The 23,816-nt window shown below is 51.7% G+C and carries 26 protein-coding genes and 1 tRNA gene; 18 read left to right on the plus strand and 9 right to left on the minus strand.

What is annotated here, in order from left to right:
* Window positions 1–111: 111 nt before the first annotated feature.
* From U5L07_19195 to U5L07_19220, 6 genes are all read right to left on the minus strand, one after another.
* Complete coding sequence (locus U5L07_19195; GenBank protein ID MDZ7833873.1) at window positions 112–378, minus strand: zf-TFIIB domain-containing protein; 267 nt, start codon at window positions 376–378, stop codon at window positions 112–114.
* Window positions 379–463: 85 nt separating this feature from the next.
* Window positions 464–805, minus strand: coding sequence for a DUF192 domain-containing protein (locus tag U5L07_19200; GenBank protein ID MDZ7833874.1), 342 nt, complete (start codon window positions 803–805; stop codon window positions 464–466).
* 145 nt (window positions 806–950) lie between these two features.
* Window positions 951–1,041, minus strand: a tRNA-Ser gene (locus U5L07_19205).
* 296 nt (window positions 1,042–1,337) lie between these two features.
* Window positions 1,338–2,090 (minus strand): methyltransferase, encoded by a 753-nt coding sequence (locus tag U5L07_19210; GenBank protein ID MDZ7833875.1) that lies wholly within the window; start codon window positions 2,088–2,090, stop codon window positions 1,338–1,340.
* 18 nt (window positions 2,091–2,108) lie between these two features.
* Entirely contained in the window at window positions 2,109–2,426 is a 318-nt protein-coding gene (locus U5L07_19215) for a DUF721 domain-containing protein (protein MDZ7833876.1), read from the minus strand.
* A gap of 37 nt (window positions 2,427–2,463) precedes the next feature.
* Window positions 2,464–4,866: a glycosyltransferase gene (locus tag U5L07_19220; protein MDZ7833877.1), complete on the minus strand. Its 2,403-nt coding sequence runs from the start codon at window positions 4,864–4,866 to the stop codon at window positions 2,464–2,466.
* A 445-nt stretch (window positions 4,867–5,311) separates the two neighbouring features.
* Between U5L07_19220 and hflK the strand changes: the two genes are divergently transcribed.
* Window positions 5,312–6,382 (plus strand): FtsH protease activity modulator HflK, encoded by a 1,071-nt coding sequence (gene hflK / locus U5L07_19225; GenBank protein MDZ7833878.1) that lies wholly within the window; start codon window positions 5,312–5,314, stop codon window positions 6,380–6,382.
* On the plus strand, window positions 6,372–7,313 hold the full coding sequence (gene hflC / locus U5L07_19230) for a protease modulator HflC (protein ID MDZ7833879.1): 942 nt from the start codon (window positions 6,372–6,374) through the stop codon (window positions 7,311–7,313). The genes hflK and hflC overlap by 11 nt, the downstream gene beginning before the upstream one ends.
* 115 nt (window positions 7,314–7,428) lie before the next feature.
* Here hflC and U5L07_19235 read toward each other — a convergent pair whose 3' ends face one another.
* Entirely contained in the window at window positions 7,429–7,524 is a 96-nt protein-coding gene (locus tag U5L07_19235) for an AURKAIP1/COX24 domain-containing protein (protein ID MDZ7833880.1), read from the minus strand.
* Window positions 7,525–7,814: 290 nt separating this feature from the next.
* Between U5L07_19235 and U5L07_19240 the strand changes: the two genes are divergently transcribed.
* From U5L07_19240 to U5L07_19305, 14 genes are all read left to right on the plus strand, one after another.
* The gene (locus U5L07_19240; GenBank protein MDZ7833881.1) at window positions 7,815–8,354 is read left to right on the plus strand and encodes a hypothetical protein; all 540 of its coding nucleotides are present in this window, start codon (window positions 7,815–7,817) and stop codon (window positions 8,352–8,354) included.
* Between the two features lie 118 nt (window positions 8,355–8,472).
* Complete coding sequence (locus tag U5L07_19245; GenBank protein ID MDZ7833882.1) at window positions 8,473–8,751, plus strand: FmdB family zinc ribbon protein; 279 nt, start codon at window positions 8,473–8,475, stop codon at window positions 8,749–8,751.
* Between the two features lie 236 nt (window positions 8,752–8,987).
* On the plus strand, window positions 8,988–9,275 hold the full coding sequence (groES, locus tag U5L07_19250) for a co-chaperone GroES (GenBank protein MDZ7833883.1): 288 nt from the start codon (window positions 8,988–8,990) through the stop codon (window positions 9,273–9,275).
* Between the two features lie 19 nt (window positions 9,276–9,294).
* Window positions 9,295–10,962 (plus strand): chaperonin GroEL, encoded by a 1,668-nt coding sequence (groL, locus tag U5L07_19255; GenBank protein MDZ7833884.1) that lies wholly within the window; start codon window positions 9,295–9,297, stop codon window positions 10,960–10,962.
* Between the two features lie 448 nt (window positions 10,963–11,410).
* The gene (locus U5L07_19260) at window positions 11,411–12,148 is read left to right on the plus strand and encodes a MotA/TolQ/ExbB proton channel family protein (protein ID MDZ7833885.1); all 738 of its coding nucleotides are present in this window, start codon (window positions 11,411–11,413) and stop codon (window positions 12,146–12,148) included.
* Entirely contained in the window at window positions 12,145–12,567 is a 423-nt protein-coding gene (gene tolR, locus U5L07_19265; GenBank protein MDZ7833886.1) for a protein TolR, read from the plus strand. The genes U5L07_19260 and tolR overlap by 4 nt, the downstream gene beginning before the upstream one ends.
* 29 nt (window positions 12,568–12,596) lie before the next feature.
* Window positions 12,597–13,508, plus strand: coding sequence for a TonB C-terminal domain-containing protein (locus U5L07_19270; GenBank protein MDZ7833887.1), 912 nt, complete (start codon window positions 12,597–12,599; stop codon window positions 13,506–13,508).
* 34 nt (window positions 13,509–13,542) lie between these two features.
* A complete protein-coding gene (gene tolB, locus U5L07_19275; GenBank protein ID MDZ7833888.1) occupies window positions 13,543–14,889 on the plus strand; it encodes a Tol-Pal system beta propeller repeat protein TolB in 1,347 nt (448 codons plus the stop codon).
* 48 nt (window positions 14,890–14,937) lie between these two features.
* Entirely contained in the window at window positions 14,938–15,537 is a 600-nt protein-coding gene (gene pal / locus U5L07_19280; protein MDZ7833889.1) for a peptidoglycan-associated lipoprotein Pal, read from the plus strand.
* Between the two features lie 135 nt (window positions 15,538–15,672).
* The gene (gene ybgF / locus U5L07_19285) at window positions 15,673–16,479 is read left to right on the plus strand and encodes a tol-pal system protein YbgF (protein ID MDZ7833890.1); all 807 of its coding nucleotides are present in this window, start codon (window positions 15,673–15,675) and stop codon (window positions 16,477–16,479) included.
* 12 nt (window positions 16,480–16,491) lie between these two features.
* Window positions 16,492–16,998, plus strand: a complete 507-nt coding sequence (locus U5L07_19290) for a crossover junction endodeoxyribonuclease RuvC (GenBank protein ID MDZ7833891.1) — start codon at window positions 16,492–16,494, stop codon at window positions 16,996–16,998.
* Window positions 16,999–17,047: 49 nt separating this feature from the next.
* Window positions 17,048–17,683, plus strand: a complete 636-nt coding sequence (ruvA, locus tag U5L07_19295) for a Holliday junction branch migration protein RuvA (protein MDZ7833892.1) — start codon at window positions 17,048–17,050, stop codon at window positions 17,681–17,683.
* Window positions 17,673–18,704 (plus strand): Holliday junction branch migration DNA helicase RuvB, encoded by a 1,032-nt coding sequence (gene ruvB / locus U5L07_19300; protein MDZ7833893.1) that lies wholly within the window; start codon window positions 17,673–17,675, stop codon window positions 18,702–18,704. The genes ruvA and ruvB overlap by 11 nt, the downstream gene beginning before the upstream one ends.
* Window positions 18,695–19,507 (plus strand): SAM-dependent chlorinase/fluorinase, encoded by an 813-nt coding sequence (locus U5L07_19305; protein ID MDZ7833894.1) that lies wholly within the window; start codon window positions 18,695–18,697, stop codon window positions 19,505–19,507. The genes ruvB and U5L07_19305 overlap by 10 nt, the downstream gene beginning before the upstream one ends.
* 162 nt (window positions 19,508–19,669) lie before the next feature.
* On the opposite strand, the gene cyaB is transcribed toward U5L07_19305, so the two are convergent.
* Window positions 19,670–20,296: a class IV adenylate cyclase gene (gene cyaB, locus U5L07_19310; protein MDZ7833895.1), complete on the minus strand. Its 627-nt coding sequence runs from the start codon at window positions 20,294–20,296 to the stop codon at window positions 19,670–19,672.
* 265 nt (window positions 20,297–20,561) lie between these two features.
* Between cyaB and rplM the strand changes: the two genes are divergently transcribed.
* Together rplM and rpsI are read left to right on the plus strand one after the other, a co-directional pair.
* On the plus strand, window positions 20,562–20,996 hold the full coding sequence (gene rplM / locus U5L07_19315; protein MDZ7833896.1) for a 50S ribosomal protein L13: 435 nt from the start codon (window positions 20,562–20,564) through the stop codon (window positions 20,994–20,996).
* Between the two features lie 23 nt (window positions 20,997–21,019).
* Window positions 21,020–21,415: a 30S ribosomal protein S9 gene (gene rpsI / locus U5L07_19320; protein ID MDZ7833897.1), complete on the plus strand. Its 396-nt coding sequence runs from the start codon at window positions 21,020–21,022 to the stop codon at window positions 21,413–21,415.
* Between the two features lie 79 nt (window positions 21,416–21,494).
* Here the strand turns inward: rpsI and U5L07_19325 are convergent, their stop codons facing one another.
* A complete protein-coding gene (locus U5L07_19325) occupies window positions 21,495–23,573 on the minus strand; it encodes a diguanylate cyclase (protein MDZ7833898.1) in 2,079 nt (692 codons plus the stop codon).
* Window positions 23,574–23,816: the final 243 nt, after the last annotated feature.

A 23,816-nucleotide genomic window follows, 5' to 3' on the forward strand; every position in this document is an offset into this window, starting at 1 on the left:
GATTTTAAAAGAATTTCTTGTTCACTTGCTTTCTCTGAGATTTTTGGTCGGTTTTTCCTGTCATTGAGGGCGCTTTACAATTGCTGTTCGGCATTGCTGATTTTTGTCAGGCTAGAAATCGAATAATTCTTTCAAAAGCCCTCCTTTCTTTTTTTTCTTATGAGTTCCATGCATTGGCGAATCATCCGAATAATGCTTTGATCCTCGATCTTTATGCCTGGGTACCTCATTGGGCACATCTGGATTGGTGCGCTCAATGATTTTATCGAGTTCCCCGCGGTCTAACCAAACGCCTCTGCATTCTGGACAGTAATCAATTTCTACCCCCTGGCGGTCTGTCATTACAAGGCTAACATCTTTACAAACAGGGCATTTCATAAATAATCTCCTTTTTTTGTGAGTTGATAAAATTAAGTATCAAAAAAAAAATTAAATATGGTTCCGGCGGGTGTCAAGGAGGGGGTTAATTATCAGGCAGTAGAGAATAACTATTAATTGGTTTAAAAAATTTTACACTTCCCCCTGATTCGATAGAATTTTTTTTAAACCATCCTTGGTTGGCTTCAACGGCGTATTTGACCTTCTGAGAAGAGGCAATTATTTCAAGGCTGTGCGGTTTCATTTGCCTTATGCCGGTAATATAGCCATCCGCATCAATAAAAGCGATGCTGAGGGCTATATTTGTGTTTTTCATCCAAAACTTGCGATGTGATGACTTGTCATAAACAAATATCATGCCTTTATCATAGTCGAGATGATCGCGATACATAAGCCCCCGGCTGCGTTTATAGTAAGTATCTGCCACCTCACATATCAGCGAGATATTTTTTCCCTCTACATTTGTGAAGACTACCTTCCATTTTTCAAGATTCTGACTGGAGACATCTGAAACGGAAATTACGAGCAGGGAAAACAGCAATAAGGTAACATTTCTAAATTTCAAAAGTATATGGCGGAGAGGGTGGGATTCGAACCCACGGTCCCGGGAAACGGGACACCGGTTTTCGAGACCGACGCCTTCAGCCACTCGGCCACCTCTCCGAATTTGATTTGACTTGCAGGAAAGAAATTTTATTGAATGCAGAAAATTATATGTTCTGCAGGTTTGTGTCAAATGAAAATTGCTGCGGCCCACGGCTAATCTGTTATAACCGCGAAGCCCATAACCACGGTCATGTTAGCGGACAGATAGTCGCCACGGTGGCCGACTCTACGATGCATGTCGCCGTAAGGCAGGCCACCGTGCCTGCCTAAAAAAAGACAGAACAAATTTACCGTGTGCTGCGGCCGGATATAAGGCGCGGCGGGTGCGCCGGGAATGACTGTTGAAATTTTTGTCAGGATTTCGGGCTTGGATTACGGCCGCTGGTGCCGGGATTCATAATGCTTAATGCCTCCGGTGTGCAGGCTCCCTCTGAATCATGGATAAAAAGGGGCGGGGGCATTTCCAGCCCCGGCTGCCCATCTTTTACCGCCTGAAGGATAATGCGCCGGGCAGGGGCATCAGGCTTAAAATGCACCGTGCGAACCTGTTTGGGTTCGAGGCCCGCGTTTCGCATTTGAATAAGGAGTTCAGTCAGCCGGCCGGCGGGATAAATGGTAAATAGCCGGCCTTTGGGGCTTAGCAGCCGGTGTGCCGCCGCTGCCAGATCGGAGACCGTCATCAGGATTTCATGCCGGGCAACAGCGGCTTGATCGTTAGGATTTAAGCGGCCGGAAGATACCGGGATATGCGGCGGGTTGCAGGTGACGATTTCGACAGGTCCCGTATCTGAAAGGGTTATCTTTCGGATGTCTTTATGAATAATTCTTACGCGGCCGGCCAGATGATTGGCTTTTGCATTAAATTCGGCGAGGCGGGCGAGGTCTGGTTGAACTTCAACGCCCCAAACTAGCGCATCCGGAAACCGGCGGGCAAGCAGCAGCGCAATGATTCCGCAGCCGGTGCCGATATCAGCCATCTGTTCGGATGCCGCCGGAGTAACATGGTGGGCCAGTATTAGAGCGTCAATTGAAAACCGGTAGCCGGTCTCGGGCTGAGCGATGTCCAGTCCGCCGTGTAAAAGTGTATCATCAGTTGCGTCCGGCATGGTAAAGAGGCCGTCGGCTTAAATTTTGCCGACCTTGAACTTAATGGTATTAATCTGAGATGAATTTTCAGCCGCATTCAGGTGCTGCTTAATCTCTTCGGTCATGAATCGGAGCTGATGGGTCAGGGTGGAGCTGGTGACATGCACCATCAGGACATCATTTTTAAGTGTGGCCGGCTGGGCATGCTCGGCCATTTCCGCCGGCAGTATGTCATTCCAGATTCTGCGGATTCTTTCAATGACGGTATCTGACTCCCGCTGGTACCTCGGAAGGATGGACTCGAGAATCTCCCGAATATGGGTGAAATCTGAAGCTCCCCGTTTCTTGGATGTCATGTCAGACACTCCTTGTTGATTGGCCGTGGTTTTCTGGTCACTCGCGCTTCCAAAATCTTAAAAAGCAGTTTTCAAAGGAGCGCTGCTCCATATACTGACGAGCGCTTTCTTTGAGTTTTTGCAGATGCTCGGGGTTTTCAGCCATGTGGAGAATGCGCTCGACAAATCCGTCAACCGAATCTGCGGGCACGATATATCCGGTTTTGCCGGGAAGGAGGTTCTCCTTGGGCCCGCCACGGTCGGTGACTAAGACCGGAAGGCCCGAGGCCTGGGCTTCAAGGACCACATTACCCAGTGTGTCCGTGGTTGAGGGCATAATAAACACATCGCTTGATGCGTAGGCCTGGGCCAGGGCGTCGCCGGTTAAATAACCGGTGAATATAACCGGCATCTCCGCGAGCTGTGTTTTCATTTCTTTAAGATAAGGCCCGTCCCCCACCACAATCAGGCGGATGTCATTTCGCATCGCGGCAATCTGGCGCATGATCTGCGGCAGCAATTCCAGATTCTTTTCTTTGGACACCCGGCCCACATAGAGCAGCTTAAGTGTATCAGCGGGCACGCCGTATTGCTGGTCCATAAATCCGTTTTTTCGGGCCGGATGAAAAAAAGTTGTATCCACTCCCCATTGATGCACGATGAGCTTTTGCCGGCCAATCCCTCTTTCCGCCAATTCTTCGGCAGTGGCCGCGGAAGGGACATAGATGCGCTCCATCTGCCCGTAAAACCAAAGAATATACTTCCAGACCAGTTCTTCGACCTGCGAATCTCCGGTCACCATCCGAAGGGTTTGGGGCAGGGAGGTGTGATAGGTGCCGTGAAAGGGCAGGTTTAGTATGCGGGCCGCGGCGAGTGCGGCCAGCCCAACTGGGCCCGGGGTTTCCGCATGAATATGGGTGAATCCGGCCCGATAGCAGTAATCGACGATTTCCAGCACCGGCGGATAGAACAGCTTGATTTCCGGATATTCAGGCAGCTGAAATTGCCCGATGGGGCTGAAGGCAGCCCTATGGGCGGCGCCATCCTGAGACTCGTCACACGTGATCAGGGTCATGGGTTTGCCGGTGATTTGGGCCGCCTTGACCTGGGTTTTGATTACCGCGGCCACGCCGTTGATTTCATTAAATGTGTCGGTAAAAAGGGCGATCTTTTGTTCTTCCTTCCCAGGATCGCCGGGCTCACCGCTGATCGCGGAAAAACAACGGTGGCTGAACTGCCGGTCCCGGCTGAAAATGGAGTAAGCGATAAAAAACGGTGACAGGATGGCATATAATGATGCGGTGGTGGATATGGTATTTAGCAGGTAAAAAATATCCGCTTCCAACAGCTTGAAAAGAATTTCATCGGCAAAATCGCGAATGATGGCATCTGTCGTTTTTTGGGCGTATCGAAACCAGGCGGCATCCTTTTGAGGTTCCCCGTCGGGGCTGGATTTAAGGCATTGCGCAAGTATTGGTTCTTCTGAAATTAATCCAGCGGATTTTTCCATAATTTGATGGGGCAGGAAGGTGGAAAACGGATTGGAAAAATCAAAGGTGCCGTTTTTTGTCCGGCTTTGTTCGGGTGCCGGCTCACATGCCGCCTCCTTTTGGAAGGCGGGAAGCAGGAGGTTGTTATATAATTGCAGTACGTTTTTGTCAGGGAGCCGGTTTTGGATCTGAAAATGGGTTTTATAGAATTGATAGATAATGCTGTAAATGTTGTGGGCCAAACTCTGCGGGGTCGCGCCGGGCACATTAAGGTGCGATCTTCGGTTTTTGATGCCCGCCATAAAAGCGTCCAGGGTTTCGGCGTCCGGCACTTCCGTATAAGCGGTGCCCGGATACAGCCCGGAATGATCGTCTGAGCCGCTGGTCAGCCCCTTCTCCCAAGGCCGGTCCACTGCCGGGGCCAGGTCGTGCTTCTCGGACAGTTCTTCAATCCGGCTTTTTGTCAAGTTTCCCAGAATCCGGTTGATAATTTGGTTTAGCACGGCATCCCGGGCGCCGTTTAACTCAAAATGCTTGAAAAGCAGAAGCATCTTTTCAAAGTGCGCCACTTGGAGTCGATCGTTCACCGCATACATCGGATGGGCCACAGCATGGAGGATCCGTTCCTGGTTTAAATAGGCGACCAGGTCAAATACGCTATCCCGGATGCGGCAAATTTCATCATGCTGGACTTCCGTGATGTCATAGGTCAGCACGTGAAGTTTGCATCGGTCCTCCGGGAAATAGGTGGTCACCTCCTCGCTGATGAAGACATCCTCGAGATGGGCGATTTCCAGGCAGCCTTCGATGGTATCATGGTCCGTCAGAGTGACCCGGTCCATGCCGATTTGTTTTAGATACCGGTAGACCGCTGCCGGCTCGGTATAGCTCTCCGCCCCGCCGATTTTTCGAAGAATCCAGGCGGATGGCCGGTGCGAGTATTTCGAATGAACGTGGAGGTCTGCTTTCAAATCAGGGTTTCCTGTTTTGGTCTTGATATTTAGGATTTTATTTCAATATCAATGTCATTAACTTTAGCCTATCGCCACTGTCATTTCGAGGAACGACAGTGACGAGAAATCTTAAAAATTCATGCAATGAAAAGATTTCTCGCTGGCGCTCGAAATGACAACGGAACCAATTTTCACTCTTAAGTTAATGGCATTGACTTCAATATTTCATATGATGATAAGATAAAATTCGGGCTTTTTCAAACAGCTTTCCGGAAATGCCGATGGTTCTCTATCGCTGCCATTTTTTATTGACTTGTCCGGCGATGTCATTTAAATATTATTTAAATTAAATTGTTTAGGGCAGATATTGAATAATGGATACTTAATGTTGCAGGATGGCGGCATTTCCGCTGTCAGGCAGATTAAGCATACAAAGCAATCAAATCGAATACAGGAAAAAATTATGACATGGGATTGGGAAAAATTACAGCAGCGTCAGAAGGAACGCAGTTCCGGCGACGGCAGCGGCGGAGGCGGCCCAAAACCGCCGCAAATGGATGAAGTGCTGGACAAATTGAAAAACTACAAGTTCTCGGGCGGCTGGATCATTGTGATCCTTGTCCTTCTGCTTCTGTTTTTCGGCTCTTCAATGGTCTATACCGTGGATGTCAATGAAGTGGGCGTGGTCCAGCGGTTTGGCAAGTACACCCGCACCACGCAGTCCGGCCTGCATTTTAAGCTGCCCGCGGGCATTGAAAAGGTAACCAAGGTAAAGACCAAGCGGATTTACAAGGAAGGCTTCGGCGTTGAGGAAAGCAAGGTGACCGATACCCGGACCACCTACTCCGTGGGCCAGGAGACCATTGATGTGTCCCTGATGCTGACCGGCGATTTAAACGTCGGGGTGGTGCCCTGGATTGTGCAATACCGGATTAAGGATGCGTATAATTATTTGTTCAAGGTTCGGGATGTAAAGGGTATCATCCGGGATATGTCAGAGGCCACCATGCGCTTGGTGGTGGGGGATCGCAGCATCAACGAGGTCATCTCCAGCCGCGAGGAGATCGCCAATGCCGCGGAAATCAGGCTGCAGGACGCACTGGATCAGGCGGAAACCGGGGTTGACGTTGTGACCGTTGAGTTGGGCGATACCAATGTGCCGGGGCCGGTTCAGGATTCGTTCAACGAGGTCAACCAGGCATACCAGGAAAAAGAGCAGATGATCTACGAGGCCCGGCAGGAATACAACCGGGTGATTCCCAAGGCCCGCGGGGAGGCGGAGGCAACCATCGAGGCCGCCAAGGGGTATGCCAAGAAACGCATCAACCGGGCCGAGGGTGATGCCGCACGGTTTATGGCCCAGTACAAGGAGTATGCAAAGGCAAAGGATGTGACCCGGCGCCGCTTGTATCTGGAGAGCATCAAATCCGTTTTGCCGAATCTCGGCGAAATTTATATCATCGATTCAGAGCAGAAAAACGTTCTGCCGCTGCTTAACCTGAAAAATGCATGGGGCGTAAAAAATGAAAATTAGATATATTGTATTGATTGCGATTGTGGCCATTGCGGGGGTGGCATTCTATTCTTCCGCCTATGTGGTCGACGAGACGGAGCAGGTGGTGATCACCCAGTTCGGAAAAGTGGTGGCTGAGCCCAAAACCGAGCCGGGCCTTTACTTCAAGGTGCCGTTTATCCAGCAGCCCAACTATTTTCTCAAAAATATTCAGGCCTGGGACGGCAATCCCGGCCAGATCCCGACCAAGGACAAGACCTATCTATGGGTGGATGCGTTTGCCCGCTGGCGGATTACAGATCCGGTGGCTTTTTTCAGAACCGTTACCGATCGGTTTTCCGCGATGCAGCGGTTGGATGACATCATTAATCCGGCGGTTCGAAATGCCGTGACCTCGCATGAGCTTATTGAAACCGTACGCACCAGCAACCGGTCCATGACCACGCTGGAGGGAAAGGATGAGGCCCAGAGAGAGACCATTAAAACCGGCCGGGAGCAGTTAAACAACATGATTCTGGCGGCTTCACAGCCGAAGCTGGACCGGTTCGGCATTGAATTGATTGATGTGAAAATGAAGCGGGTTAACTATGTGAAATCCGTGCGGGACTCGGTATACGGCCGGATGATTGCCGAGCGCCAGCAGATGGCGGAAAAGATCCGCTCCGAAGGCCAGGGCGAGGCTCAGCGGATCATGGGGCAGAAGGAGCGGGATCTCCTTGAAATTCAGTCCGGGGCCTACCGGACGGCAGAAGAAATAAAAGGGGAGGCCGATGCCAAAGCCACGAAGGTTTATGCGGATGCCTACAGCGTGGATCCCGAGTATTATTCATTTACCCAGTCTCTGGATGTCTACACGGAGTCGCTGGATAAAACCAGTAACCTGGTGCTGTCCACGGATTCGGAATTGCTGAAGTACCTTAAAGGGTTCTCCGGCGAGGCGGCGTCCAATTAGCGGATAACCCATAACCTGAATTGAGCGATTTAGGTATAAAAAAACCGGGAGGGCCGGCAATTAAGCCGGGCCTTTCCCGGTTTGCATTTCAAGAAGACTCACCGATTCCATTTTTTTAGCCCTTCTTTCGCTGATGTCTCGTCCTGGCTAAAAGTTTTCGATGTTTATGCTTGCGCATTTTTTTGCGTCGCTTTTTGATCACACTGCCCAACAGATCACCCCCTTTCTTTTAGGCTAAAACTGCAAATAAGGTTGTCAAACCTATTTAAAAACGATAACAATAATTTTTAACACACTCAATATAAATCTGTCCACCGTTTTTTATAAATATGAACGGCTAATTTGCTCTAACCGCAAAGCCCATAACCACGGTCCTGTTAACGGACAGATAGTCGGCACGGTGGCCGACTCTACGACGCATGTGGCCGTAGGGCAGGCCACCGTGCCTGCCTAAAAAAGACGGAACAAATTTACCGTGTACAAACCTGATCGTGCGAATGTATGGCTCAGTTAAGATATTTCAGCCCGGGCCAGCTTGAGACGGTCACCCGGGCGGTTGAAATGGCTGAGGAGCTGGTCAGTAATTATTACAAGCTCTCATCCAGTCAACTGGGCCGGCTGAACTATGATGTCCGGACGCTTTCGGAATTAACGCCGGCCGAGATTGTTTCCGGCCATTTTGCGCAGATCGTTAAATACAAGTTAAAAAGAAAAGATGTGCTTCGGGAAACAGACTCGGAGGATTTTTATAAGATCTGTCTTCAGGATCATTCCATTCTCTCTGCTTTGGAAAAACACCCGGAGTTGGAGGTATTGGCGTTTCTGCTCTATATTGTGAGCCATGAGCTGATCCATGTGGTCCGGTTCCGGCGGTTTCTACAGCATTTTAATGCTTCACCCGAAGAGAAAATGACCGAGGAGCGGCGGGTCCATGCAAAAACCAGTGACATTCTAAGTCCCCTGTCTATTGCGGGTATTGACGCGGTGCTTTCATTCTATGGAAACTGGCGGGAGCGGCCCCATGATCTGGAAGCCCCGTAAAAATTTTTCAGCCTTGCCTCTTGACAACCCAGAAACATTGACTATATTGAGTTTGATTCAAAACAACCGCGAATAATGGTAGCTACTTGTTATTATTAAATAAGCAGGAGTTCGCGCAATGCCGATTTATGAGTACGAATGTTCCGAATGCGGCCGGTATCACGAAGCGATGCAGAAAATGAGTGATGTGCCGCTGTCTGAGTGCCCCCATTGTTCGGGCAGGCTTCACAAACTGATTTCACACAGTACATTTCATCTTAAGGGAAGCGGATGGTACGCAACGGATTATGCAAACCGAAACTCCGGTTCATCAGACACATCATCCAATAAGCCGGATCAAAAATCCGATAATTCAGCACCCGTATCGGACAGCGGTTCCTCTTCCGCAGGCGAATGACGGGAGCCAATCCCGGCCGTCATTTGTCTTCATTTAAGGAAGACCGTGCTGCCGCCGGCTTATAAGATACGGCAACATCAGCCCGTATATTATTCTTCATATCAAAATTTAACTTAATCAAATAGTGAGTATCGAGTCAGGGTAAAGATAGCGGAGGGAATGATAGTATTTCCTGCCGGAAATTCATAAACCCTTTTAAAAATTAGAAATAAAACTGAAAACGAAGGAGAGGCGAAATGAAAATCAGACCATTGCAGGATCGGATTTTGGTAAGACGGGTTGAAGAGGAGTCCAAGACTAAAGGCGGCATCATCATTCCCGACAGTGCCAAAGAAAAACCGGCTGAAGGCGTCGTTGTGGCGGTGGGTGAAGGCAAGCGCACCGAGGACGGCAAACGGATGACCCCTGACATCAAGGCCGGCGACCGGGTATTGTTTGCCAAATACGCCGGGACCGAGGTCAAGATTGATGATGAGGAACATCTGGTCATGCGCGAGGATGATATTTTAGGAATTATTGAATAACTGATTGGAGGTTTAGGATATGACAGCAAAGGAAATTAAATATGGGATGAAAGCCCGGGAAAGAATGCTTGCCGGGGTTGATAAGCTGGCGGACGCGGTTGCCGTGACCTTGGGGCCCAAGGGCAGAAACGTGGTTATTGAAAAATCCTGGGGCTCCCCGACAGTGACCAAAGATGGCGTCACCGTGGCCAAGGAAATCGAACTTGAGGACAAATTCGAGAATATGGGCGCCCAGATGGTCAAGGAGGTTGCCAGCAAAACCAGTGACATGGCTGGTGACGGCACGACCACGGCGACTGTGCTGGCCCGTTCGATTTATCAGGAGGGCCTGAAGCTGGTGGCTGCCGGAAACAGCCCCATGGCCATCAAGCGCGGCATTGACAAGGCGGTTGAAGCCGCAGTCAAGGAAATGAGCAAAATCAGCCGGTCTGCGAGCGAACAGCGTGAAATCGCCCAGATCGGGACCATCTCCGCCAACAATGATGAAACCATCGGCAACCTGATCGCCGAGGCCATGGATAAGGTCGGAAAAGACGGGGTCATTACCGTTGAAGAAGCCAAATCCATGGAGACTTCGCTTGACGTGGTGGAAGGCATGCAGTTTGATCGCGGCTATGTCTCCCCCTACTTTGTGACAGATGCCGAAAAGATGGAAGCCAACCTGGAAGATCCCTATATCCTGATTCATGAAAAGAAGATCAGCAGCATGAAGGATCTGCTGCCGATTCTGGAGCAGGTATCCAAATCCGGCCGGCCCCTGATGATCATTTCCGAGGATATCGAGGGCGAAGCCCTGGCCACATTGGTGGTCAATAAGCTGCGCGGCACATTGAACGTGGCGGCGGTCAAGGCGCCGGGCTTCGGAGATCGCAGAAAAGCCATGCTCGAAGATATCGCGGTGCTGACCGGCGGCCAGGTGGTGTCCGAGGATGTGGGCATCAAACTGGAGAGCATCACCATTAATGATCTTGGCCGGGCCAAGAATATTACCATTGATAAGGATAACACCACGATCGTTGACGGCGCCGGCGCCAAATCCTCCCTGGAAAGCCGGGTCAAGCAGATCCGTGCCCAGGTTGAGGAGACCACCTCTGACTATGACCGGGAAAAACTGCAGGAACGGCTGGCCAAGCTGGTCGGCGGCGTTGCGGTCATCAATGTTGGCGCGGCCACAGAGACTGAGATGAAAGAGAAAAAAGCCCGGGTGGAAGACGCATTAAACGCAACCCGCGCAGCGGTTGAAGAGGGCATTGTGGCCGGCGGCGGCGTGGCGCTGGTCCGCTGCATCAACGCCCTGGACAAAGTCAAGGCCAAAGCTGAGCAAAAGCTTGGTGTTAAGGTTGTAATGCGTGCCATGGAGGAACCTCTGAGACGGATCGCGGAGAATTCCGGGACTGAAGGTTCTATTGTGATTGACAAGGTCAAGAATACTGAAGGATCGCACGGCTATAATGCCGAAACCAACACTTATGAAGACCTGATTGAGGCCGGGGTCATTGATCCCACCAAAGTGGTTCGGTTTGCCCTTCAGAATGCCGGAAGTGTGGCCGGCCTGATGCTGACCACCGAAGCCATGATCGCTGAGGTGCCGGACGAGAATGAAGGCGGCGCCGGCGGCGGCGGTGGTGCCGGCATGGGCGGCATGGGCGGCATGGGCGGTATGGGCGGCATGGGCGGCATGATGTAAGCCCGTCTGCCCCATATGCCCGTATGGATGTAAAATCAACGCCTTCCTGCACTTAGTGCGGGAGGGCGTTTTTTTTGACCGGATCATCAGCCGGCTGCGTCGGCCAGCCTTCCCTGAAAGACCATTTGTCTTGACACCGGCCCATGTGTCGGATAGTTTCGGGTATAATTTAAACTGAGCGGTTTGCTTTTTAAAAATTTGAACCCCTCAGTTTGGGGATATTAAATATTAAGTATTGCCGCAGTGCGAGGCCTAAACCATACATGCCCTGATTATTTTTCCAGTCATCCAGCATTACGGAATCGGTGGATTATCCCGGATAACATTTTCAATTGAAATAAGCGGTTGGTATGCGTTAGGAAATGCATATCAATATGTTTTGCTGTTTTAAAAATGACCGCGGCGTCGGGTCATCATAAAATTTATTAAGAATGGGAGTCTTATCAATATGGGAGTTCAAAGCCTCAATGTCATTGAAATGATATTGAACGCCGGATTGATGGTAAAGTTCGTTATACTGCTGCTCTTTATTTTTTCTGTGGCCTCCTGGGCGATCATTTTTATCAAATACCGGCACATCCGCCGGGCCTATCGCGAGTCCGCTGAATTTATCGAGTATTTCTGGGAAACGCGGGATTTCTCCGAGGCGTTTTCCAAATCCAAGGAGCTCCGGTTTAGTCCGATCGCCCGGGTCTTCCGGATCGCCTACATGGAGCTTCGCAAACTGGGATCAGATGCCGGCCGCCCGCCGACGGACGGCGGCGGCCAGAATCCCGGAATCGCCTTTCCAAAGACGGCCCGGGGGTTTGACAACGTGAAGCGGGCACTTGAGCGCTCAAGCATCACCGAGAGCATCCGGCTGGTCCAGATGGTGCCGTTTCTTGCCACTACCGGTAATATCGCCCCGTTTATCGGGCTGTTTGGTACTGTATGGGGCATTATGAACTCATTTCACAGCATCGCCTTTAAAAAAGGTGTGACCAGTATTGCCGCGGTAGCGCCGGGAATTTCCGAGGCGCTGATTGCAACAGCCGCCGGTCTGGCCGTGGCCATCCCCGCGGTGATCGCGTTTAACTATTTTAATCAAAAAATCCGGATTATCGAATCCGAACTGGAGAGCTTTTCATCCGATTTTTTAAATATTGTGGAGCGTGAACTCATTCTCTCCGGCGAGGCGGCGGCATGAGACTGCCCAGCAAACAAAATCCTTTGATGTCAGATATCAATGTGACCCCGTTTGTTGACGTCATGCTGGTGCTCTTGATTATATTCATGGTAACCGCCCCGATGATGGTCCAGGGCGTGGATGTGTCGCTGCCCGAAACCCGGAATTCGAATCAGCTCTCCTCGGAAGAGGATCAGCTTGTGGTCACCATTGACAAGGATGGCAATATCCTTATCAATGATTATAAAGTCGGCCTGGATTCTCTTGAGGAAAAGCTTGAAAAGATTTTTGAAAACCGGCACTCCCGGGCGGTTTTTTTAAAGGCGGACAAACAGATTGCCTATGGCCGGGTAGTTGAGGTGATGGCTGCCATCAAAGGCGCCGGGGCTGAGAAACTGGGCATGGTGACCCAGCCGGCGGACGAATCCGAGAAATCCTGAGGCGGGCCTCAGGGCACCGGTATTGCATAATGAAGTCAGATAAGCAGAAATACCATCACTTGGCCTCACCGGAGACAGGCTGGTACTGGTATGCAGGGGCATCGCTGATCGGCCATATTGTGCTGATCGCCATTGTCCTGTTTTTTCCGTTTTCGTCCGTCTCCATGCCGGACTTTTCGGACCGGAATGTGATTGAGGTGGATCTGGCCGCGTTGGCGCCCCAGACGCCGCAGCCGCCGGATTCGGCTGGCGAACCCGCGCAAAGCTCCCCGCCGGAGCCCGCGCCAGAGCCTGAAAAAACAGCGCATGACGGCTATGTCCCGGAAAACAAGCCGCCGAATCAACCGGAAAAAGCGGTAATACCCGTGAAGCAGGCTCCGGAAAAACAGTTTGATCCGTCGGATTATGTGGTCGAAAAACCCGGCCCCAAGCTCAAGACGTCCATGAAAAAAAAGACCATTCGGACCGCGGCGGTGCACCGGAGCGCTGTTGAAAATCTGAAGGAACGATCCGAGAAATCCCGTCCCAGCCCATTAAAGGATCGGATCAACGCATTGAAATCCGAGGTCGGCAATACCGATCGAAAACTAACGGATCGGCTGGCTGCCAAAACAGGCGGCGGCGGCCGGGGCTCTGTGCGGGATATGGACCAGATCGAGGTTTTTCAGGCGGAAGTGGCAGTACGGCTAAAAAACAACTGGGTGTTTTCGGAAAAAATGGCCGGCCAGACGCAGGGGCTGGAAAGCCGGCTGGTGATGAAGATTCTGCCGGATGGCTCGATTACCGAGGTCTGGTTTGAGAAGCGCTCCGGCAATTCATACCTGGATGAGTCGGCGTACCGGACGGTCATGAAATCCGATCCGCTCCCGCCGCTTCCAGACGGCTATCCATACTATCATTTGATGGTCGGGTTTACCCCATCCGGGTTAAAGCGCCAATAAGAGGAAGGATAAGCAATTGAATGAGGCGGTATACATGCAGATTAAGGCATTTGCGCGAATCGGTCTTCTCATCGTTTTAACAACCATCGCTTTACAATGGGCGTGGGGGGCTGCCGCACAGTCGGAAGCCGCATATGATTATATCAACATCAGTGAGCCGTTTCTAAAAAAAATTCCCGTTGCCGTGCCGGTGTTTAAAGCCATGACGGAATCGGAAAAAGATAGAGATGCGGCCCGTCAGGCCACGGATATCCTGAGCGACGGCCTGGAATTTACCGGCTATTTGAAACTGCTGGACCGGGGGGCATTTCTGGAAAACCCCCGGGACAAAGGCATTACCGCGGCGGATTTAAACTTTGACAATTGGACGGACATAGGGGCTGAACTGCTGATTACCGGCGGCTTGTGGCTAAGCGATGATGGCACCGTGCGCATGGAGATCCGTCTGTTTGATACCTTTAAGGGCGAATTGCTGTTTGGCAAGCGATACGGCGGCAGCCAGAGCGATCTCAGGCAGATGATCCACCGATTCTGTGGTGAGATGATGTATCGTCTCACCGGCAAACGGGGCCTGTTTGGCAGCCAGATCGTATTTATCAACAAGCAGGAAAAGCAAAACGCCATTTATATCTGCGGATTTGACGGCCATACGCCCCGGCGCCTGACCGAGAGTCAGGCGATTACGTTATTCCCGGCATGGTCGCCGGACGGCGCATCCATCGCCTACACCTCCTATGCCGGGGGCAGTCCCTCAATTATTATCAAAAACATAGAGAGCGGTAAAACCCGGCGGATCGCCTATGACGGGATCAATATCACGCCGACCTGGCTGCCTGGTCAGAACGGGTTGGCGGCCACCCTTTCTGTGAGCGGGGATGAGGAAATTTATCTTTTGACCGAATCCGGCAAAATTGATAAGAAACTAACTGACAGCTGGGGGATTGACGTTTCGCCCACCTTTTCTCCGGACGGCAAAAAGATGGCGTTTGTGTCAAAACGGGCCGGCACGCCGCAGATTTATATTAAAAATCTGGAGACCGATGAAACCCGTCGGTTAACCTATGAAGGCAACTATAACACCGAGCCGGACTGGTCCCCCGATGGCAGGAAGATTGTTTATTCCTCAATGGACGGGGGAAGGGCCGACATCTTTGTGATCGGCACTGACGGCGAGGGATTGACGCAGTTAACCCGAAACGCCGGCAGCAACGAATCCCCTGCCTGGTCGCCGGACGGCACATTAATCGTATTCAGCTCCACCCGCTCGGGAACCGCCAAGCTCTATGTAATGACGGCATCCGGCACGGATCAGCGGCCGCTTTTGGAGATGGCGGGCGAACAGATACTGCCGGATTGGTCTCCATCCATGGAAATTAAGTAGAGAATAATTTTTTCAACGTGAATGCGACAGGGTAAAGGAGAAAAAAACATGAAACAGCAGCGTTTAGGTGTAACATTCGGACTTCTTTTGTTGGTTATGGCATTTTTGTTTGTGGTCTCCTGCGCCAAGCATAAGGATGTTTCCACCACAGCCGGCGAAGAGGCGACAGAGGCGGCAGAAAAGGCTGAAAAAGCCGGAGAAGAAAAAGAAGCCGGTATTTCTGAAGAAGAAATCGCGGCCAGGGAAAAGGCAAAGGCAAAAGCAAAAGCAGAGGAGCGCCGCCGCCGGATTGAAGAGGAAAAAGCCGAGCGGGGGGAGTTTCTCAATGAACATGTCTATTTCGGGTTTGACGATGCTTCGCTGACCAAAAAAGCCCGGGAGATTCTGTCCGAGAAGGCCGACTGGCTGCGGGAGAACCGTGGCGTTGAGGTGACTATTGAGGGGCACTGTGATGAACGGGGGACCAAGGAGTATAATATGGCCCTGGGACAGCGCCGCGCCCAGAGCATCAAAAATTACCTGGTCAATGCGGGCATTGATGAATCCCGGCTGGAAACCATCAGCTACGGTGAAGAACGACCGGTGGATTCCCGGCACAATGAAATGGCATGGGCCAAGAACCGGCGCGGGGTTTTTAAGATCAAATAAAGGCGTATCCTGTTGGCATCTGAGGGGGCGGTATCAGGACGAATGCCGCCCGCTCCTATTTTTTAAAAATCAACAAGCCGGGTGATGAAATCCATGTGGCGCACTATTCTTATAGCAGGTATCAGCTTCTTGTTAATGGCAGGCTGTGCAACCAATTCCGATGTGGTGCGGTTGGAGAACCGGATCAGCAATCTTCAGGCACGCAATGCCTCGCTTGAAAACCAGATTAATGCTTTAAAAGATCGGCTGGAACAACGAAAAGCCCAGGAAAACCGTATTCGCGAGCTTTATGCCGGCCAGGATGCGGAGTTCTATGAATTACGGAGCGAGGTGCGCAAGCTGTCCGGCCGTTTTGAAGAAACCGAGCATCGCTTAAGCCGGAAAATCGAAGAATTGGAAAGCGGTCTGGATGACACCCGCGAAAAGCTTGCCGCCCTGTCTGAATCCGTGGATGTCAATGACGAACGCATCTCCCGGCTGGCCGGCTATCTTGGCTTTGAGTCCGCAGAAAAGATCGAGGCCGCAGTGGACGCCGCATCTTCGGAGGAAAAGGCTTCAGAAGATATGCCGGCGGATAAGTTATACAGCTTTGCCAAAAAATCATTTGACCAGGAAAATTATGAAACCGCCCGGGATGCGTTTGAAAAGTTTCTGGAGACCTATCCGGAGTCGGATAAGGCGGATAACGCCCGGTTCTGGATCGGCGAGGTTTATTACAGCGAGGAGTGGTATGAAAAGGCCATTCTGGAGTACCAGAAGGTCATCGAGAATTTCTCGGACGGCAATAAAGTGGCGGCCGCCTACCTCAAGCAGGGTATTGCCTTTCAAAAGCTCGGGGAAACCGGCAACGCCAAGCTGGTCCTGAAAGAACTGATACAAAAATTTCCGGATTCCAACGAGGCCAATATTGCCCGGCAGCAGATTAACCGGATCGAGCAGTAGTAATCGTCATTCATGATGAAAATCGTGGGCATAGACCCGGGCCTTGCGGCCACGGGGGTTGCCGTTATCGAGGGGACCGAGCTTTCGGTTGCCCGCTATTCTTATGGATGTATTCAAACATCCGCCCGTCATTCGGTGCCGATTCGCTTAAATCGCATTTATGATCAGTTGATTTCGTTTTTGACCCGTCAATCCCCGGATTTTATCGTGGTTGAGGATGTGTTCTCCCTGGAGCGGTTTCCCAAATCCGGTATTATGCTCGGAAAGGTCACGGGGGTAATCCTTCTGGCCGGCTGTCAGCTCCATCTGCCAGTAAAGGAGATTCCGGTCCGGACCGCCAAGCAGATCCTGACCGGAAACGGCAGCGCCAATAAACAGCAGCTGGCCGAAAGCGTCCGGCACCGGTTAAATCATCCGGGCCCCATTCGGCCCTATCATGCCTCAGATGCCATTGCCCTGGCCATGGTCGGCCTGTTTCGGTACACGAGCGGAATTGAAGCATGTGTGGGTACGGGATAGGGTGTACGGTATAGGGTGTAGGGTTTAGGGTGTAAGGTGTGAGGATGGCATGATCGCATATCTTGAAGGTGAATTGTTAAAAAAAGAGATCGACCGTCTGATTCTGCTGGTCAACCAAATCGGCTACGAGGTCCTGGTGCCGGGGTTTGTGATGGAGACGTTGCATGCCAGGTCCCTGGGGGATACCCTGTCGCTTCACATTTACTATCATCAGACCGAGCATCAGCCCAAGCCGGTGTTGATCGGCTTTAACCTGGAGGCGGAACGCGAGTTTTTCCAGCTTTTTATTTCCGTTGAGGCCATCGGCCCCTTAAAGGCAGTAAAGGCATTGAATACCCCGGTTTCTGATATTGCCAAAGCCATTGAATCCAAAAATGCGGTTGTGCTAAAGCGTTTAAACGGGATCGGCGAGCGCATGGCGCATAAAATTATCGCCACGCTGCAGGGAAAAATGGGCAAGTTCGCACTGATCCGGGAGGATGCGGTGCATCCGGCGGAAGAAGCAGCGCCGGCCGCTGATGATCCCTCTGAGCAGGTGATTGCGGTGCTGACCGGGCAGCTGGGCCACAGAACCCATGAGGCCAAACTCATGGTTGATGCGGCCATGAAGCGGAACCCCTCGATCGCCACACCGGAGGAGCTGTTTGAGGAAGTGTATCGGGGCGAGGCGCTAAATGACGGATGATATTATCAAATATTCCGGAGAACCCCGGGGAATCGTAAACCCGGAGCCGCTTCCCATGGATGCGGAGCCGGATATCATTTCGCTTCGGCCGGAGCATCTGAGCGACTATATCGGGCAGGGCGAGGTGCTCGAAACCCTGAAAATCGCCATCCAGGCGGCCAAGCATCGAAATGAGGCCTTAGAGCACGTGCTTTTTCACGGCCCGCCGGGGCTTGGCAAGACAACGCTGGCCCATATTATCGCCAATGAAATGGGTACCAACCTGATGGTCACCTCAGGCCCGGCCCTTGAGAAGGGCGGCGATTTGATCGGCCTGCTCACGCATCTGGAGACCGGGGATGTCCTGTTTGTCGATGAAATCCACCGTACGCCCAAGTCGGTTGAAGAACTGCTGTATCCGGCCATGGAGGATTTTGCCATTGATGTGATCTTTGATAAAGGGGTTCATGCCCGGAGCCACCGGTTTCGGCTGAAACAGTTCGTGCTGGTGGGGGCCACAACCCGGGTGGGGCTCCTTTCTGCGCCGCTTCGGGACCGGTTCGGCATTTTCCGGAGTCTTGATTTTTATTGCGATACGGATTTGGAGCGGATCGTCCGGCGATCCGCGGCGCTGCTCAACCTTTCCATCATGGATGACGGGGCCGCCGAGCTGGCGCGGCGCTCCCGGGGGACGCCCAGAATCGTGAACCGTCTGCTTAAACGGGTCCGGGATTATGCCCAGGTCAAGGCGGACGGCCGGATCACCATAGAGGCGGTCGAAGGGGCGCTGGGGCTTGAAGGGGTGGATGAGATGGGGCTTACGCCCCTGGATCGTCGGTATTTAAACACGATCATTCAGTATTACAAGGGCGGCCCGGTCGGAATTGATGCGGTGGCCGCCACCCTTCAGGAGGAGACCGACACGCTGGTGGATGTGGTGGAGCCGTTTCTTTTAAAGACCGGCCTGATTTTAAGAACCTCCACCGGCCGCAAAGCCTCGGAATCGGCCTACCAGCATCTGGGAATTACGGCATGCCAGTGATCGCCCTTTTGACCGACTTCGGGTTGTCTGACCCCTATGTCGGTATCATGAAAGGGGTCATCCTCTCCATTTGTCCGCAAGCCTCGATTGTGGATGTGTCGCATGATGTGGAGCCGCAGGATATCCGTGCGGCGGCTTATCTGCTGGATGCGGCGTATCCGTATTTCCCGGAAAAAACCGTGCATATTGTGGTGGTGGACCCCGGGGTGGGCAGCGGCCGTGCCGTTATTGCCGTACAAGCCGGCGGCCATTATTTTCTGGCCCCGGATAATGGGGTGTTAACCAAGGTGCTGGAAGATAAAGATCTGCAAGCCGCGGTTCGGGTGGAAAATCGGCAGTATTTTCTCCATCCCGTAAGCCGCACGTTTCACGGCCGGGATATTTTTGCGCCGGTGGCCGCGCATATGGCGGAAGGCAAATCCATGGACGCGTTCGGCCCCCGGATTTCGGCTGAAGATATGGTCCAACTGGCGTTGCCCGCCGCCTGTTTATCAGAGCAAGGGGAAGTGGTGGGCGCGGTAATTACGGCGGACCGGTTCGGCAACCTGATAAGCAATATCCCCGAGAAGTTAGTCCGGCAACTGGCGCCAGGTAAAGATGAAACCCGCCTGCAAGTTCAAGTCGGTTCACATCAGATAAAGGGTCTTTCCGCATCGTATCAGTCGGTTTCCCCGGGTGAACTGCTGGCCATCATCGGCAGCCGGGGATATCTTGAAATTTCGGTCAACCAGGGAAATGCGCGGGATTTTTGTGGAGTTGAAAAGGATGCAGCGGTTGTTGTAAAAGTCCGGGAAGCCGGTTGAATACCGATGCAGGTGCTGCCAAGGAACTGATCGTACTCAGTCCCGCGTGAGCGGGACGGTACTCGTACTCGGAAAATTAAAAATCGAGTACGAGTACGCGTACGAGTACGAACAGAAAGTTACTTCCTGCAAAAATACCTCGGCCGCGGCATAAACGGCTGTTTACGAATTGGCTGATGCGTCGGCACCCGCTTCGAACCGGGGGATCAGGTCAGCCGGATCGGCTGCCACGGTTTGAAAATTTTCGAACGTCACATCAGAAAAAGAAAGTCCGAGCTCGGCTTTGATCTGCTCGAACATTTCCAGGTAATTCAAAAGGATCCGGTTCTGCCAGTTTAATCCAAGACGCTCGGCAAGCGGGCGGATCTCCGGGCCGGGGCCCTCGATTTCCAGGAAATTCCCATAGGGCATGGTATCCAGGCACAGTACAACATCGCCCAGCTTATAGGATTCCCGTTTTTTTTCATAAACCTGCTCCGGATGAAACCCCAGGGAGACCAGAATGTTTTGCATGGCTTCAAAGTTATCCACGGTGACCTCATATTCCCGGTGGATTTTATAGTCCTCGGACGGATCTGGCGGCTCAGACTTATATGTGAGCGTGACCCGGTCCGCCCGGCGAAGGCGCAGCAGGGCCTTTTTTCTCAGAAGCCCGCAATCCTCTGTTTCATAACGGAGATTGGTTTCAGCCGTGGCCCCCAGAAAGCCGGGGGTCAGGGCCTTGATTTGATTTCTGACGGTGTCCGTGTCAGTTATAAAAAATTTGACTTCGATTTCAAGTGAGGACATGCTGGCTTCCTTTGATAAGTTTTGATTTGACCCATTATTCATCATGAGCCAAAACCGGCGTGCATGTCAATTCTGATTCAAAGGCCGCATGATAAATTTGTTCTGTTTTTGCGGCAGGCACGGTGGCCTGCCCTACGCAAGGGGAAAACCAGCCCGTCGTAGGGTCGGCCACCGCGCCGACCGTTCGGGCTTCAGTTTTTTCTTGACATGAAAATGATTTTTCATTAATTGTTGCAAATTAATCTTTAGCAAGGAGTGGTGGACATTGAAAAAATATACATATAGTGCGAAACAATCGGATAATCAAGGGAAATGGTTGGTTGTGGATGCTGAGAATGCGGTGCTCGGCCGTCTGGCCAGCGAAGTGGCCGCCCGCCTCAGGGGCAAGCATAATCCGCTTTTTACGCCGCATGTGGATTGCGGTGATTTTGTCATCGTGATAAACGCGGACAAGGTGAAACTGACCGGCCGGAAAATGCAGCAGAAGATGTATTACCGCCACAGCGGCTATATCGGCGGCTTAAAGGAAATAAACGCCGAAAAGCTGCTTCAGAAGAGGCCGGAGGATGTGATCCGGTATGCGGTTAAAGGCATGCTGCCGAAAAACCGGCTGGGCCGGAAGCTTTACAAAAAACTGAAAGTCTATGCCGGCAGCGAGCATCCGCATCAGGCGCAGCAGCCGCAAGCTTTGGAACTATAAATATTTAAAACAGCGGGGCAGTAATGGAAAAGGAAAACGTATTTTACGCTACCGGCAAACGGAAAACCGCGGTGGCCCGTACTTGGTTGAAACCCGGAAACGGCGATATCGTGATCAACAACAAGCCGCTGGAGGAATATTTTCCTTTGGCAGCCGCCCAGCGGATTTCCCGGCAGGCGCTGGAACTGACCAATACCACGGACAATTATGATATCAAGGTCAATGTCAAGGGCGGCGGAACATTAGGCCAGGCCGAGGCGGTCCGGCACGGGATTACCCGGACGCTTTTTTTAATGAACCCGGAATTCCGTCAGGTCCTTAAAAAGGCTGGTTTCGTCAAACGCGATCCCCGAAAGAAAGAACGGAAAAAATACGGCCAGCGGGGCGCCCGGGCCCGTTTTCAGTTTTCCAAACGGTAGTCTCCCCTCCCATTTATATTTGTTCTACCAAAGGGCGAAGGCCAGCCAAGGCTTTCGCCCTTTTTCTATTCATTGTGTGTTAATGTTTAAATGTGCTGCTTGGCGGTGCAGTCAGCGGCATTTGAAATTCACCGATGACCTGCTCCGGGTGGGTGAATACCGACTGGTTCCGGCCCCGCCGCTTGGCCTCATAAAGCGCTCGGTCGGCATAGGTGACCAGTTCATCCGGTGTCTGCTCATTTTTCGGAATCAGTGTCGAGACCCCGAGGCTTAAGGTGATATGATCCGACACTGTGGATGCGGAATTGGGAATTTTTAGCTGCTCCACAGACTGATTTATGGCCTCAGCCACCTGCATGGCCCCATATGAATTGGTGTTTGGTAAAATAACGGCAAATTCTTCGCCACCGTATCGGGCCACCAGGTCAATGGAGCGCTTCACCGGTTTGCTGAGGGCCCGGGCGATGGCGCGCAGGCATTTATCGCCTTTCTGATGGCCGTAATTATCGTTATAAAGCTTAAAGCAGTCCACATCACACATAATCAGGGAAAGCGGCAGCCCCTCGCGTTTTAACCGGTGCCATTCCCGGTCTAACTGCTCATCAAAGCGTCTGCGGTTTCCGATTTGGGTCAGTTCATCAATATCAGCAAGTATCCGAAGCTTTTCATGGGCCTCCTGCAGGGCGGTTTGGGCTCTTTTGCGGGCCGTGATGTCAAAGAAAGAGACAATGCTGTTGTTTTTTTGGTGCGGCGGGGAATAAATTTTCATGATCACATGTTTTTTGTTTCGGCGCTGGTCAATAATGATGCATTCATATTCCGTAGGCAGCGGCAGACCTTGGTGCTTCTGCCGGGCCCGATGGCGTTTGATGCGATTGAAGCTTTTGCGCTCGATAAATTCGCTTAGGAACTTCTTTCCACTGATCGCTTTTTTGGGGCATCCCGTGAGTTGCGAGAACTCGGTGTTGGCCATGGAAATCCGCAGGTTTTTGCCCACCAGTATCGTGGCCGCCCCGGTATTTTCAAAAAGGTTGCGATACCGGTGTTCGCTTTGCTTGATCATCGCCGCTGCCTTTCGCAGCTGCTGATAAGAACGGCTCAAGGCAAGCTTGGCCTGCTTGCGGGCGGTGATATCGATGATGGTGGCAGTGATGCGCTCATGCCAGGGTATTATTGAAAATTTAATGATCACATGGTGAATGTTCTGATCCTGGTCCACGAGCTGGCATTCATATTCGGCCGGCGCAAGCCCGCCCAATTGTCTTCTGCGGGCGTGGAAGCGCTTGATTCGGTCCAGGTCCTTTCGATAAATAAAATCGGTGAGCCGTTTTTGTTCATACGGTTCATTGCGATGGTATCGGGTCAGTTCTTCAAATTTTGAATTGACCAGTGACAGCCGCATCTGGCCGTCAATCAGGCACATGGCTGTGCTGCTGTTTTCAAAAATGCTGCGATACCTTGCTTCGCTTTCCTGAAGCGCTTTGCCGATTTGCCTGAACCGGTGATTGGCCAGTTCCAAATCATCGGTTTTGCTTTTGGCCTTTTTGTTTAATGTATCAATGTTTTTTAGTGTGCCATAGATGCATCTCAGTAAAATGGCAAGCATGGCTATGTTCATGATGGCTGCCGGTGCCAGACCCAGTATGTAACTCCGTGTCAAAAAGACCAGGGGCAGGGAAATCGCAAAGCCGGCCAGCATAAACCGGAAATGGTCCATTCCTTTTTGAAATCCCGATACAATCAGTACGATCGGGACAATGAGCAGCATCGGCGAGGGTTGAACCGGATCGCACAGCCAGCCGATGTGCGCTGCCCCGAGATCCATAAAAAGGATGGGGGCCTGGCTGTTTTTGCGCTGGATAAGAACAATTAACGGGCTTTTTCTGAAGCTCGTTAAGACGAAGCCGACAATCGTCAGGCCGATTAAAATGAATTTGGGCAGAAAAAGCGGCTCCAGGGGGAGAAACCCAAAATAAAGGGCGCAGATAAAATAGGTAGGCAGACGGCGCAGCAGTCGCTGATCTGATGAGGACAAGTAATCCCTGATCTTCTGCCACCAAGTCGCAGGCGGCATTGCCGGCTGTTGGGTCAGATCGGCCAGGTCAACGATTGTTTGACCGGTTCCGGGCATATTTTCGGATGGCTGTAAAATTGTCATGCTGTTATTCTCTGGATTCACAAATACTTATTTTTAGCCTTATTTATGGAAATAGTCAAATAAAAGCAATCGATTAGGGTTTTTTGTGTTCGCCATACCATGAAGGGCCTTATCGATTGAATGTAGATGCGGCGGCGTTTTTTTAGGCCCGGCTGAACCCTCGCATAGCACGGTAAATTTGTTCTGTCTTTTTTTAGGCAGGCACGGTGGCCTGCCCTACGGCGGCATGCGTCGTAGAGTCGG

The organism is Desulfobacterales bacterium, from assembly GCA_034520365.1.
Classification (GTDB): domain Bacteria; phylum Desulfobacterota; class Desulfobacteria; order Desulfobacterales; family Desulfosalsimonadaceae; genus M55B175.

Bases quoted from the DNA above. Each gene is read 5' to 3' on its own strand.
- U5L07_19195 (MDZ7833873.1), bottom strand. From the start codon at position 378: ATGAAATGCCCTGTTTGTAAAGATGTTAGCCTTGTAATGACAGACCGC.
- U5L07_19210 (MDZ7833875.1), bottom strand. From the start codon at position 2,090: ATGCCGGACGCAACTGATGATACACTTTTACACGGCGGACTGGACATC.
- U5L07_19215 (MDZ7833876.1), bottom strand. From the start codon at position 2,426: ATGACATCCAAGAAACGGGGAGCTTCAGATTTCACCCATATTCGGGAG.
- hflK (MDZ7833878.1), top strand. From the start codon at position 5,312: ATGACATGGGATTGGGAAAAATTACAGCAGCGTCAGAAGGAACGCAGT.
- hflC (MDZ7833879.1), top strand. From the start codon at position 6,372: ATGAAAATTAGATATATTGTATTGATTGCGATTGTGGCCATTGCGGGG.
- U5L07_19240 (MDZ7833881.1), top strand. From the start codon at position 7,815: ATGGCTCAGTTAAGATATTTCAGCCCGGGCCAGCTTGAGACGGTCACC.
- U5L07_19245 (MDZ7833882.1), top strand. From the start codon at position 8,473: ATGCCGATTTATGAGTACGAATGTTCCGAATGCGGCCGGTATCACGAA.
- groES (MDZ7833883.1), top strand. From the start codon at position 8,988: ATGAAAATCAGACCATTGCAGGATCGGATTTTGGTAAGACGGGTTGAA.
- groL (MDZ7833884.1), top strand. From the start codon at position 9,295: ATGACAGCAAAGGAAATTAAATATGGGATGAAAGCCCGGGAAAGAATG.
- U5L07_19260 (MDZ7833885.1), top strand. From the start codon at position 11,411: ATGGGAGTTCAAAGCCTCAATGTCATTGAAATGATATTGAACGCCGGA.
- tolR (MDZ7833886.1), top strand. From the start codon at position 12,145: ATGAGACTGCCCAGCAAACAAAATCCTTTGATGTCAGATATCAATGTG.
- U5L07_19270 (MDZ7833887.1), top strand. From the start codon at position 12,597: ATGAAGTCAGATAAGCAGAAATACCATCACTTGGCCTCACCGGAGACA.
- tolB (MDZ7833888.1), top strand. From the start codon at position 13,543: ATGCAGATTAAGGCATTTGCGCGAATCGGTCTTCTCATCGTTTTAACA.
- pal (MDZ7833889.1), top strand. From the start codon at position 14,938: ATGAAACAGCAGCGTTTAGGTGTAACATTCGGACTTCTTTTGTTGGTT.
- ybgF (MDZ7833890.1), top strand. From the start codon at position 15,673: ATGGCAGGCTGTGCAACCAATTCCGATGTGGTGCGGTTGGAGAACCGG.
- U5L07_19290 (MDZ7833891.1), top strand. From the start codon at position 16,492: ATGATGAAAATCGTGGGCATAGACCCGGGCCTTGCGGCCACGGGGGTT.
- ruvA (MDZ7833892.1), top strand. From the start codon at position 17,048: ATGATCGCATATCTTGAAGGTGAATTGTTAAAAAAAGAGATCGACCGT.
- ruvB (MDZ7833893.1), top strand. From the start codon at position 17,673: ATGACGGATGATATTATCAAATATTCCGGAGAACCCCGGGGAATCGTA.
- U5L07_19305 (MDZ7833894.1), top strand. From the start codon at position 18,695: ATGCCAGTGATCGCCCTTTTGACCGACTTCGGGTTGTCTGACCCCTAT.
- cyaB (MDZ7833895.1), bottom strand. From the start codon at position 20,296: ATGTCCTCACTTGAAATCGAAGTCAAATTTTTTATAACTGACACGGAC.
- rpsI (MDZ7833897.1), top strand. From the start codon at position 21,020: ATGGAAAAGGAAAACGTATTTTACGCTACCGGCAAACGGAAAACCGCG.
- U5L07_19325 (MDZ7833898.1), bottom strand. From the start codon at position 23,573: ATGACAATTTTACAGCCATCCGAAAATATGCCCGGAACCGGTCAAACA.